Genomic DNA, 11,644 nt, shown 5'->3' on the forward strand with positions numbered 1-11,644 from the left:
CGGTCCAGGCTGCCCGACACGGTGGCCACGCCCTTCTGCACGGCGGCGTCGCTGATGTCGACCATCACCACGTTCAGCCCCACTACCGCGCAGGCCTGGGCGATGCCATTGCCCATGGTGCCGGCACCAACGATGCCTACTGTCTTGATTGCCATGTCGAACGCCTTTAAGGGTTTGGAGAATATAGATGTGGTTCGCTGGAGTTGAGGCCGTAGAGCCGCGTCGCAGCTTCGCCCGTCAAGATGTCGCGCTGAGCGCGTTAACTGGATCGGCTCTCTTGAATAGCGCGGCACGGATAGCGTGCCAAACGCCATCGCGGCCGTCCAAGCCGATGAAGAGATGCATTGAGTAAGCTGGCGTAGGCCGCCAGCGGTCTGAACGTCTCCTGATCGTAGCGCCGCGGGCGTCGTTCGCCACTACCCGAGCCTGCCCATTTATTGACAATTTCTGCCGATTTTCCCGCAAGTGAAATCGAGTGCGATGAGAGGAGGGCGCACAAGCGCGGAGCACGCGGGGGCATGCACCCTGGGAAGTGCGCCATAAAGTGGCAGTTTCGGCTCTTTATGCTTATCGGAAAGGTTTTTCCGGCTTTGTACCGTTGCTTTCCCGCATACGTACTATCACCTAATGCTGCAACGCGACAATTCCTTTGCTACAATTCGGGAAAACCCCATAAGGGTAACCCCTGAAAGGAAGGAAGCCATGAACACCCAATCCGATATCAAGCTGACCGATCAACTGGAACGTGACCTCATCGAGCATGAGCTGGGCAAGCAAAGCCTGGGCTTCGTGCAAGACGCCAAGCGCGCCATCGCCGCAGTGCAGGAAGTCATCGCCCGCCTGCAGTCGCAAGCCCGCAAGGCCAAGGTGGTCTACGCCAACGGCTAAGCAGTTACCAGCGGTATTGCAGTACCTGCGGCCCTTGGTGGCTGCGTTGTAGAACCGGCCAGACGCGCGCCCGCCACGGGCAAGACGCGGCCGGTTTTGTTTTGCCTGCTCGTTTGCCCCATCGGCGGGTCACGTGCAGGTCGATATGCCTTGTGAGCAACTTTGACAAGGCTTGCCAGACCTTTTCGTTTTGTCGCGGCGACGCCGGAGGCTATCTTGGATGCCTTCGCAGAACCCTTTCGCGACCATGCCGCCGCTTGTCCTCATTTGCCTGCTGATCACTTACGTGGTCTGGGGCACGACCTATCTGGCGATCCGCTTTACGCTGGAGAGCTTTCCGCCGCTGTTCATGACGGGTACGCGCTTTCTCTGCGCGGGCCTGCTGTTGACCGCCTGGCTGGCGTGGCGCGGCACGCCCATGCCGCAGTGGCGGCTGCTGCGCAACTGTGCGGTGCCGGCGCTGTTCCTGCTGGTAGGCGGCATGGGATTGACCGCGATTGCCGAGCAGACCATCTCGTCGGGCGCGACCACGGTCATGATCGGCTCGATGCCGATCTTTGCGCTGATCTGGGCAGCCTGCTTCGGCCAGCGGCCAAAGTGGTATGAATATGTGGCGATTGCAATCGGCAGCGCGGGCATCCTGGTGCTGACCGCCGGGGCCGAATTCCGCGTCAGCACGGGTGGCGTGGTGGCGCTGATGCTGGCAGTGGCGAGCTGGTCGTTCGGCTCGCAACTGGTGCGGCGCCTCGAGCTGCCACAGGGCGGGGCGGCCTTCGCCATGGAGATGCTGATCGGCGGGGTGGTGCTGATGGTGCTGTCGGCGCTGCGGCAGGAGCCGTGGCCGGCGTCGCTGTCGTCGATCAGCGAGCAGGCCGGCTGGGCCTGGGTCTACCTGGTGGTGGCGGGTTCGCTGGTGGCGTTCTCTGCCTATATGTACCTGGTGGCGACGGTCAGCCAGACGCTGTCGACGAGCTATGTCTACGTCAATCCGCCGGTGGCGCTGGCGATGGGTGCGTGGCTGGGCGGGGAGCAGATCGCACCGCAGACGCTATACGCGGTGGTGTTGATCCTGCTTGCCCTGGCTGTGCTGAGCGTCGGCACGCTGCGTACGGCGCGGGCGCAGGCGGCTGCCTGAGCGCCCTGGCCCGGAGGCTTAGCTGCCGGACTGCTCCTGGATCCATAGCGACAGCCTCACCTTGTAGGCCTGCTGGATATGGCGCCGCGCGATCTGCTCGGCCAGCGCCGGATCACGTTTTTCCAGCGCTTCGACCAGGGCGGTGTGCTCTTCATAGGAGCTGCGCGCGCGGCCGGGCACCGCCAGCGTGGTGCGTCCCAGCAACGCCATTGATTCGTGCAGCGACCGCAGGTTTTTCAGCAGGTAGCGGTTGTGGGCGCAGCGGTGGAGGGTTTCGTGGAACAGCCGGTTGTTCTGCGCCAGGCGGTCGGGATCGTCGGCGAACGCCAGGTCGCGCTCGACGATATCGCGCAGCAGCGAAATCTCCACATCGGTGGCATGGCGCGCGGCCAGGGCCGCGGCGGTGCCTTCCAGCACCTCGCGCATCACATACAGCTCGCTGACCATGCTGGCGTCGAGCTGGGTCACCATCATGCCCCGGTTGGGCTCGTTGACCACCAGGCCTTCCGATTCCAGTCGCGACAGCGCTTCGCGCACCGGCGTGCGCGACAACCCCAGCGATTCCGCCAGTTCCACTTCGCGCAGCCGGGTGCCGGGAGATAGCTGCCCCGCCTGGATGGCGGCGCGCAGTTGCTGGTAGGCGCGCTCCGAGCGCGGGAGCGATGCAGCCTGGCCGCCGTCGGCGGCACCGGCAAACTCTTGAGAAATCATGTGAGGCTGACTGGTGCGGTTTGACTGTCGTAGCCAGCCATCATACCCGCTCAAGCGCGCCTGACATCACGGCGTCGCAATATCCTGCAAAGCGGCGCCGGCTGCCGGCTGCGCCCGGGGCAGGGTTATGCCTGCGGAGGGTGGTACTGGTACAGCCACGTCTCGGACAGCGGCTTGCCGTCCAGGCGCAGGAACAGGCGGATGTCGACCGGCCCCTTGCCGTCGGTGGCCAGGTCGAACTGGGCGCGCCAGTGGCCGGGCACGTTGTTGGGCACGGCTTCGGTGAAGACATAGGAGAAGGTGCCGCGCGAAGCGGTCAGCACTGCTTCGGGCTTGACGCCGAACGGCAGTTTTTCCAGCGGCGCGCCCTTGAACTCGACCATGAACTTGCGCACGCCCTTGGGCCGCGGCTGCCCGGGCTGGCCGCCGTTGCCGAGGCGCGTGGCCACGCAGCGCGCCAGCGGCGACGGGTTCGGTTCGTCCGCCTGCCAGTGCAGGCGATAGCGCAGGCGGTAGGTGGCGCCGGCCTTGGCGGAAGCCTTGGGGACCCACATGGCGACGATGTTGTCGTGGATCTCGTCGTCGGTGCGCAGCTCGACCAGTTGCACGGCACCGGCGCCCCAGCCGTCGCGCGGCTCGACCCACAGGCTCGGGCGCCGTTCGTAGTTGACGCCGTCCTGGTAGTGGTCGAACAGGCGGTCGCGCTGCAGCAGGCCGAACCCCTTGGGGTTGTCGTCGGAGAATGCCGATGCCGTGGTCTGGGGCGGGTTGTTGAGCGGGCGCCAGATATGCTCGCCGGCGCCGTTCCAGATGGCCAGGCCGTCGGAGTCATGGACTTCCGGACGCCAGTCGGCGATTCCCTTGATGCTTTCTGAGAACCAGTACATCGAGGTCAGCGGTGCCAGTCCCAGCCGCGCCACGTCCTTGCGCAGGAACAGCGCGCATTCCACATCCATGATCACGGCCTTGGCGCGCTGCATCACGAAGCGGTAGGCGCCGGAGATGCTGGGGCCGTCTAGCAGGGCGTAGACCGTGACGGTATCGCCGTTGCCTTCCGGGGTCTCGAACCAGAAATGGGTGAACGCCGGGAATTCCTCGGGCTTTCCGGCTTCGGCCACGTCGATGGCGATGCCGCGCGCCGACAGCCCGTACTGGTACAGGTCGCCGATGGCGCGGAAGTAGGAGGCGCCCAGGAAGGCGACCCAGTCGTTCTTGCGCCAGTCGCGCGTCTTCTGGTCGCCGAGGCGGCTTTCCTGGAAACGGAAGCCGGCGAAGCCGCTGCCCGGCGGCAACTTATGCGCGGGGCTGTCGGCGGGCATGTCGAAATAGGCATCGTCATAGACGATCTCGCGGGCGCGGCCGGCGCTGTCCTTGCCGCGCTCGATCACATGCATGCGCACCGGGGTGCGGAAGTAGGTCCCGAGGTGGAAGAAGGTGACCGGGAACTGGCCCGGACCCTTGGCAAACAGCGCATCGTCGGTGCGGAACCGGATCTTGCCATGGGCATCGTAGTCGATGCGCGACAGCACGTCGGCAGGCGGCGAGGGCGGGGGCACGTAGGGCTTGGCAGCGAGCGCGCGCGCGCGCTCGATCAGGGCGTCGAAGCCGAAGGGCCGGGCTTCGCCGAGCTTGATCCGGCTGGCTGCCAGCACCGATGGGGTAATGCCCAGCGCGGCCAGGGCGGCGGAGGCGGTGGCGGAGACCAGCAGGGTTCGGCGGTTCATCATGTGGCGAAAGCGTCCTTTCCTTGTCCATGGGTTGAGCAGAACTCTAAGAGACGGCGTTTCCCGGGAAAAGTTCGGACACCGTCTGTTACAGCCCGCGGCGGCACATGTGTCACATTCTGCCGCCGCTGCGCTCAATGCGCCTCGCCGCGCGTGCGACGCGCGTGGCGCCGCTGCCGCGCCAGCATGTTCAGCCCTTCCACCGCGGCCGAGAACGCCATCGCCGTATAGATATAGCCCTTCGGCACATGAGTGCCGAGCCCTTCGGCGATCAGCGTCATGCCGATCATCATCAGGAAGGCCAGCGCCAGCATCACGATGGTCGGGTTGCGGTTGATGAAGTTGGCCAGCGGCGTGGCGGCGAACAGCATCGCCATCACCGCGGCGATCACCGCGACGAACATGATCTGGACATGCTCGGTCATGCCGACCGCCGTGATGATGCTGTCGATCGAAAACACCAGGTCGAGCACCAGGATCTGGCCGATCGCGGCGGCAAAGCTGTGCGCCACCTTGCCGGTGCCATTGTCTTCGCCTTCCTCGCCCGCGGTGACGTGGTGATGGATCTCGCGGGTCGCCTTCCACACCAGGAAGGCGCCGCCGGCGATGAGGATCATGTCGCGCCACGACAGCCCCTGGCCAAGGATTGTGAAGACCGGCTCGGTCAACTTGACGATGATGGCGATGGTGGCCAGCAGGCCGAGACGCATCAGCAGCGCCAGGGTGATGCCGACCTTGCGCGCCTTCTCGCGCATCTCTGCGGGCAGCTTGTTGGTCAGGATCGAAATGAAGATGAGGTTATCGATCCCCAGCACGATTTCCATGGCCACCAGCGTGGCGAGCGCCGCCCAGGCGGCGGGGTCCTGCAGCAATGCCAGCGACGATTCCATCAGTGGGCTCCGGTGTCAGTAAGCAACCGGCGCCCGGGCATCGTTCCAGGCGCACGAAGCTTCATGTTAGCGCAGCGCCGCTTGCCTGAATGTGTCCGCAAAGATAAAGGTTGTTTTGCGTCTTAGTGGAATATAGTATGTGATATATCAAAAGATCCAATCGAGCCATCAAGGAGACAGCAAATGAAAGTGTGTATCTACGGCGCAGGTGCCATCGGCGGCTATGTCGGGGCGCAGCTGGCACGCGCGGGAGCCGATGTCAGCTTCGTCGCGCGCGGCCCGCACCTGGCGGCGATGCAGGAACACGGGGTCCGGCTGCTGATCGACGGCGAGGAGCGTGCGGCGCGGGTGCGTTGCACCAGCGATCCGCGCGAGCTGGGGCCGCAGGACTATGTCTTCATTACGCTGAAGGCGCATTCGGTGCCGGGCGTGGTAGACCTGATCCAGCCGCTGCTGGGTCCGGAAACCGCGATCGTGACCGGCGTCAATGGCATTCCTTACTGGTATTTCCACAAGCACGGCGGCGAGCTGGCGGGGTCGACGCTGGAAAGCGTCGACCCGGGCGGCCGGCAATGGCGTGGCTTCGGGCCGGAGCGCGCAATCGGCTGCGTGGTCTATCCTGCTGCCGAAATCGTCGCGCCCGGCGTGATCAAGCATGTGTATGGCAAGAAATTTCCGCTGGGCGAGCCGGATGGCAGCCGTTCAACCCGCGTGACCCGGCTCAGCGAACTGATGATGGCGGCTGACCTGGAGGCGCCGGTGCGCGACAACATCCGCGACGAGATCTGGCTGAAGCTGTGGGGCAACCTTTGCTTCAACCCGATCAGCGCGCTGACCCATGCCACGCTCGATGTCATTACCTCGGATCCTGCCACGCGCGCACTATCGCGCCAGATGATGGTGGAGGCGCAGGGCATTGCCGAGCGCTTCGGGGTCAAGTTCCGCGTCGACGTCGAGCGGCGCATCGACGGCGCGGGAGCGGTGGGAGCGCACAAGACTTCGATGTTGCAGGACCTGGAGGCGGGGCGCGCCATGGAAATCGACCCGCTGCTCACGGTGGTGCAGGAAATGGGCCGGTTGGTCGGGCAACCGACGCCGATGTGTGACGCCGTGCTGGGTTTGATCAAGCAGCGTGACTCGATGGCCAAGCTTGCCGCGTAGCCGCCGGCGGCAGTGGATGGCGGGCGGGGGAGGGCAAGGGTTTTGGCCCTCCCGCCGCGAGAGGCCGCCTCAATGTTGCGCCTGCCCCGCTTTTGGGCAAGAAATGGCAAGACGATTGTGATATACCATATACGATAGACCGCGCACGCTGACGGTGCCGATGCATGACCGCGACGTATTGCTTGATGCATTTTCGTAATGAGTCGAGCGTTTTGCTAAGCTGTGCGGAAATGTGGCGGGCAGCCATTCCGGCCGCCGCGCCACCGGTCTCACACGAGCCTATTCCATGTCTGCGCAACCACAATCCATTGTCCAGCCCAACGGGCTGACCTTGTCCGTGCAACCGATCAACGCGGGCGCCAGCCTGCGCGACCAGGCCTATGCCATGCTGCGGCAGGCCATCGCCGACGCCGATATCTACCAGTCGCACGACGAGATCCGGCTCGACGAAAGGGTGCTGAGCGAAGCCATGGGCGTCAGCCGCACGCCGATCCGCGAAGCCATGACGCTGCTGGAGCAGGAAGGCTTCCTGCGCACCGTGCCGCGCCGGGGCATCTACATCATGCGCAAGACCAAGCGCGAGATCGTAGAGATGATCCAGATGTGGGCGGCGCTGGAGAGCATGGCGGCGCGCCTTGCCACGCAGAATGCCACCGACCAGGAAATCGCCCAGCTGCGCCGCATGTTCGACAGCTTCCGCGATTCCACGCCGGCGGAACATATCGAGGAGTATTCCGACGCCAATATCGCGTTCCACCAGGCGATCGTCCAGTTGTCCAGGTCGCAGATCATCATGGACACGATCCGCAATATCTTTATCCATGTGCGCGCGATCCGGAAGATGACGATCTCGCAGAGCGACCGCGCGGCAAGGTCGATCGTGGATCACCTGCGCATCATCGAAGCGCTGGAGAAGCGCGATACCGAACTGGCCGAGCGGCTGGTGCGTCAGCACTCGCTGGACCTGGCGGACTACGTGGAGAAGCACTGCGATTTCCTCGACTGAGGCGAGCAGTGCAGGGCAAAACGGCGGACTTCGGTCCGCCGTTTTTGTTACGTGCTGGCGTCGATACATTTCGCCAGATGGTATGTGATATATCAATGTGAGAATCAAGCGCTGGTGACTGCGACATCCGCTGTATCAAGTGTCTCTTTCTCCGCATATGCTGCGCCGCATCGTCGATATTTCTGTTGCACTTGCCAAACTCCACTTGCTCTCTTCTGATATATCACATACCGTATGTCATCAGGAGCGACAAAATCAGCGGTTAAAAGGAGACTTTCGCAATGGAAACCAAGGCACTGCAAGGTGTTCGCATCCTGGACATGACCCACGTCCAGGCAGGCCCCTCGGCCACGCAGTTGATGGCGTGGCTGGGTGCGGACGTGATCAAGGTGGAGATGCCCGGCCGCGGCGACATTACCCGCAGCCAGCTGCGCGACGTGCCCAACGCCGACAGCCTGTACTTCACCATGCTCAACTCCAACAAGCGCAGCCTGACGCTGAACATGAAGACGCCTGAAGGCAAGGCGCTGCTCGAAGACCTGGTACAGCGCTGTGACGTGCTGATCGAGAACTTCGGGCCCGGCGTGCTCGCGCGCGCCGGCTTCGACTGGGAGCACCTGCAGGACCTGAACCCGCGGCTGGTCTATGCCTCGATCAAGGGCTTCGGCCCGGGGCCGTATGCCGACTGCAAGGCGTACGAGAACGTGGCGCAGTGCATGGGCGGCTCCGCCTCGACCACCGGCGATGCCGAAGGCGTGCCGACCGTGACCGGCGCGCAGATCGGCGACTCGGGCACTGGCATCCATTGCGTGGTCGGCATCCTGGCCGCGCTGCTGCACCGCGAGCACACCGGCCGCGGCCAGCGCGTGGAGGTGGCGATGCAGGATGCGGTACTGAATCTGTGCCGCGTCAAGCTGCGCGACCAGCAGCGCCTGGACAACGGCCCGCTGCGCGAATACCCCAACCAGGAGTTCGGCGACCACGTGCCGCGCGCAGGCAATGCCTCTGGTGGCGGCCAGCCAGGCGCGGCGCTGCGCTGCGCGCCGGGCGGCCCCAACGACTACGTCTACGTCATCATCCAGCCCCAGGGCTGGGAGCCGCTGATGCGCCTGTGCGGCCGCGAGGACCTGATCACCAACCCGGACTACGCCACGCCGGAAGCGCGCCTCAAGCACCTCGCCGACTGCTTCGCCGTGATCGAGAAATGGACCAGCAAGGTCAGCAAGTTCGATGTGATGGCCGCGCTCAACGAGGTGGATGTGCCGTGCGGCCCGATCCTGTCGATGAAAGACCTGATCGAGGACCAGTCGCTGTACCAGCGCGGCTACCTGGTCGAGCTGGAGCATCCGCAGCGCGGCAACTACGTGCAGCTGGGCTGCCCGATCACGATGTCGGCATCGCCGGTGCAGGTGGAGCGCTCGCCGCTGCTGGGCGAGCATACCGACGAGATCCTCGAATGGCTGGGCCGCACGCCAGCGCAGATCGCGGCGATGAAGCTGGCCGGGGCGGTATGAGGCGCGCGCAACGGCGCGTTGTGGTGCGTTGTGGTGGTGCGTTACGGTGCGTTAGCGAGCCTTAGCATGCGCTAGGGCGCTGTACTGCGCGTACTGTCGTCGTTCCCGCGAAGGCGGGAACGGCGGGCCAACGTTCCACTGCCTTCCACGCTTTTCCTTCCTGACATCCTGCAACTGACATTGACGCAGGCAGGCCCGCCTTTGCCTGCGCAAGGAGCATTGCCGTGCAAACCTGGATACGCTTTCGCCGCGCCGACGGCAGCATCGGCCATGGCCGCCTCGATGGCCCTGACCAGAATCGCGTGGTCGAATACGACCGCGACGGCTTCAACCATCCCGAGCCCACGGGCGCCGTGCATGAGCGCGCCGCGCTGGCGCTGGTCGCGCCCTGCGAGCCCGGCAAGGTGGTGGCGCTGTGGAACAACTTCCACGCGCTCGCGCGCAAGCTGGAGAAGCCGGTGCCGACGCACCCGCTGTTCCTGATCAAGCCGGCATCGTCGCTGGCCGGCCCCAACGACGCCGTGCAGCGCCCCAAGAGCTACGACGGCAAGATTGTCTACGAGGGCGAGCTTGGCATCGTCATCGGCAAGAAGGCACGCAATGTGTCGGTAGCGGAGGCTGGCGCCCATATCTTCGGCTACACCATCGTCAACGACGTGACCGCGGCCGAGCTGATCACCGCCGATCCCAATTTCCCGCAATGGACGCGTGCCAAGGGCTTCGACACCTTCGGCTGCATCGGCCCGGCCATCGTCACCGGCTTTGACTGGCGCGGCGCCAGCGTGGTGACACGGCTCGACGGCGTGGAGCGGCAGAACTACCCGCTGTCGGACATGATCTTCTCGCCGGAAGAGCAGGTCAGCCGCATTTCGCAGGATCTGACGCTGATGCCCGGTGACGTGATTGCCGTCGGCACCTCGCTGGGCGTGGGGTCGATGAAGGACGGCGCCGTGGTGGAGGTGTCGATCGCGGGCATCGGCTCGCTGGTCAACCACGTGCGCGGCTGAGCGCGACTCATGCCGACCCAACCCAACTTGATACGGTGAATGCTATGCCAATGACGATCGGTGTGCCCCGCGAGGTCCACCCGGGCGAGCGGCGCGTTGCCGCCACCCCGGACTCGGTCAAGGAACTGCTCAAGCTCGGCTACCAGGTCGCGGTAGAGACCGGCGCGGGCCAGGAGGCGTCGTTCTCCGACGATGACTACCGCGCCGCCGGCGCCGCCATCGTCGATGCGGCGAGCCTGTGGGCTTCGGTCGACGTGGTGGTCAAGGTGCGCCCGCCGCAGGTCCACCCCAGCCTGGGCGTGGAAGAGGCGGCGCTGCTGAAGAAGCATGCCACGCTGATCGGCTTTGTCTGGCCGGCGCAGCAGATGCCGATGCTGGAGCGGCTGGCGCAGCGCGGCGCGACGGTGCTGGCGATGGACTGCGTGCCGCGCATCTCGCGCGCGCAGAAGCTGGATGCGCTCAGCTCCATGGCCAACATGGCGGGCTACCGCGCGGTGATCGAAGCCGCGCATGCCTTCGGCCGGCCCTTTGCCGGCCAGATCACCGCCGCGGGCAAGATCCCGCCGGCGCGCGTGCTGGTGATCGGCGCGGGCGTGGCGGGGCTGGCGGCGATCGGCGCGGCGCGCAGCCTGGGCGCGGTGGTGCGCGCCTTCGATACACGGCCGGTGGTGCGCCAGCAGATCGAGAGCCTGGGCGCCGAGTTCCTGACCGTCGAGATCGAAGAGGACGGCAGCGGCAGCGGCGGCTATGCCAAGGAGATGAGTCCCGCCTTCATCGAGGCGGAAATGCGCCTCTTCGCCGAGCAGGCGCGCGAGGTGGACATCATCATCACCACCGCGCTGATCCCGGGCAAGCCGGCGCCGAAGCTGCTGGAAGCCGGGACCGTCGGGCTCATGCGCTCTGGCAGCGTGGTGGTGGACCTTGCCGCCGAGCAGGGCGGCAACTGCGTGCTGACCGTGCCTGGCGAAAGCGTGCGCCGCGATGGCGTGACCATCATCGGCTATACCGACCTGCCCAGCCGCATGGCGGCGCAGTCGAGCCAGCTCTACGCCACCAATATCCGCCACCTGCTGACCGAGCTGACGCCGGGCAAGGATGGCCAGCTCGTGGTCAACATGGACGACGAGATGATCCGCGGCGCCACGGTGCAGCACCAGGGCGCGGTGACCTGGCCGCCGCCGCCGCTGACGGTGGCGATACCGCAGCAGCAGGCGCCGGCCGCGGCGCCGGTGGAGGCGGTCGCGGCCCCGCCGCGCAACCGCACCGGCGTGACGCTGGCCGCGCTGGCGCTTGCGGCGATTGCCCTGCTCGCCCTCGGGGCGGTGGCGCCGCCTGCGTTCATGGCGCACTTCACCGTGTTCGTGCTGGCGATCTTCGTCGGCTACCAGGTGGTGTGGAACGTCACCGCCGCGCTGCACACGCCGCTGATGAGCGTGACCAATGCCATCAGCGGGATCATCGTGGTGGGGGCGCTGGTGCAGCTGGGCAAGCCGTCGCTGCTGACTGCGGTGATCGCGGGTTGCGCGGTGCTGGTTGCGACCATCAACATCGCCGGCGGCTTCCTGGTCACGCAGCGCATGCTGAAGATGTTCCAGCGCGACTGAACAC

11 protein-coding genes are annotated in these 11,644 nt (G+C 65.5%); 7 read left to right on the plus strand and 4 right to left on the minus strand.

Features of this window, described 5'->3' with window-relative positions; genetic code table 11:
- The coding region (locus tag J8I34_RS35495) for a 3-hydroxyacyl-CoA dehydrogenase NAD-binding domain-containing protein (RefSeq protein ID WP_371748089.1) at positions 1 to 314 on the minus strand (314 nt) is incomplete at its 3' end.
- A 388-nt stretch (positions 315 to 702) separates the two neighbouring features.
- On the opposite strand from J8I34_RS35495, the gene J8I34_RS17215 reads away from it, so the two are divergent.
- Together J8I34_RS17215 and J8I34_RS17220 are read left to right on the plus strand one after the other, a co-directional pair.
- Complete coding sequence (locus tag J8I34_RS17215; RefSeq protein ID WP_029047009.1) at positions 703 to 888, plus strand: hypothetical protein; 186 nt, start codon at positions 703 to 705, stop codon at positions 886 to 888.
- Between the two features lie 247 nt (positions 889 to 1,135).
- Positions 1,136 to 2,023 carry an EamA family transporter gene (locus J8I34_RS17220; protein ID WP_209775618.1) on the plus strand — a complete coding sequence of 296 codons (888 nt, stop codon included), beginning with the start codon at positions 1,136 to 1,138 and terminating at the stop codon, positions 2,021 to 2,023.
- An 18-nt stretch (positions 2,024 to 2,041) separates the two neighbouring features.
- Here J8I34_RS17220 and J8I34_RS17225 read toward each other — a convergent pair whose 3' ends face one another.
- The 3 genes from J8I34_RS17225 to J8I34_RS17235 form a co-directional block, all read right to left on the minus strand.
- Positions 2,042 to 2,734, minus strand: coding sequence for a GntR family transcriptional regulator (locus J8I34_RS17225; RefSeq protein ID WP_209806509.1), 693 nt, complete (start codon positions 2,732 to 2,734; stop codon positions 2,042 to 2,044).
- 125 nt (positions 2,735 to 2,859) lie between these two features.
- Positions 2,860 to 4,461 carry an OpgD/OpgG family glucan biosynthesis protein gene (locus J8I34_RS17230; RefSeq protein WP_209806511.1) on the minus strand — a complete coding sequence of 534 codons (1,602 nt, stop codon included), beginning with the start codon at positions 4,459 to 4,461 and terminating at the stop codon, positions 2,860 to 2,862.
- A 131-nt stretch (positions 4,462 to 4,592) separates the two neighbouring features.
- Positions 4,593 to 5,348, minus strand: a complete 756-nt coding sequence (locus tag J8I34_RS17235) for a TerC family protein (protein ID WP_029047005.1) — start codon at positions 5,346 to 5,348, stop codon at positions 4,593 to 4,595.
- A gap of 183 nt (positions 5,349 to 5,531) precedes the next feature.
- On the opposite strand from J8I34_RS17235, the gene J8I34_RS17240 reads away from it, so the two are divergent.
- The 5 genes from J8I34_RS17240 to J8I34_RS17260 all read left to right on the plus strand — a co-directional run bounded on the left by J8I34_RS17240 (position 5,532) and on the right by J8I34_RS17260 (position 11,640).
- Positions 5,532 to 6,509: a 2-dehydropantoate 2-reductase gene (locus J8I34_RS17240; protein WP_029047004.1), complete on the plus strand. Its 978-nt coding sequence runs from the start codon at positions 5,532 to 5,534 to the stop codon at positions 6,507 to 6,509.
- Positions 6,510 to 6,795: 286 nt separating this feature from the next.
- Positions 6,796 to 7,515, plus strand: coding sequence for a GntR family transcriptional regulator (locus J8I34_RS17245; protein ID WP_029047003.1), 720 nt, complete (start codon positions 6,796 to 6,798; stop codon positions 7,513 to 7,515).
- 281 nt (positions 7,516 to 7,796) lie between these two features.
- Positions 7,797 to 9,029 (plus strand): formyl-CoA transferase, encoded by a 1,233-nt coding sequence (gene frc / locus J8I34_RS17250; RefSeq protein ID WP_209775611.1) that lies wholly within the window; start codon positions 7,797 to 7,799, stop codon positions 9,027 to 9,029.
- Positions 9,030 to 9,253: 224 nt separating this feature from the next.
- Positions 9,254 to 10,036 carry a fumarylacetoacetate hydrolase family protein gene (locus J8I34_RS17255; protein WP_029047001.1) on the plus strand — a complete coding sequence of 261 codons (783 nt, stop codon included), beginning with the start codon at positions 9,254 to 9,256 and terminating at the stop codon, positions 10,034 to 10,036.
- 44 nt (positions 10,037 to 10,080) lie between these two features.
- The gene (locus tag J8I34_RS17260) at positions 10,081 to 11,640 is read left to right on the plus strand and encodes a Re/Si-specific NAD(P)(+) transhydrogenase subunit alpha (protein ID WP_209806512.1); all 1,560 of its coding nucleotides are present in this window, start codon (positions 10,081 to 10,083) and stop codon (positions 11,638 to 11,640) included.
- Positions 11,641 to 11,644 lie beyond the last annotated feature (4 nt).

Origin of the sequence: Cupriavidus phytohabitans, assembly GCF_017815025.1 — a bacterium.
Taxonomy (GTDB): Bacteria; Pseudomonadota; Gammaproteobacteria; order Burkholderiales; family Burkholderiaceae; genus Cupriavidus.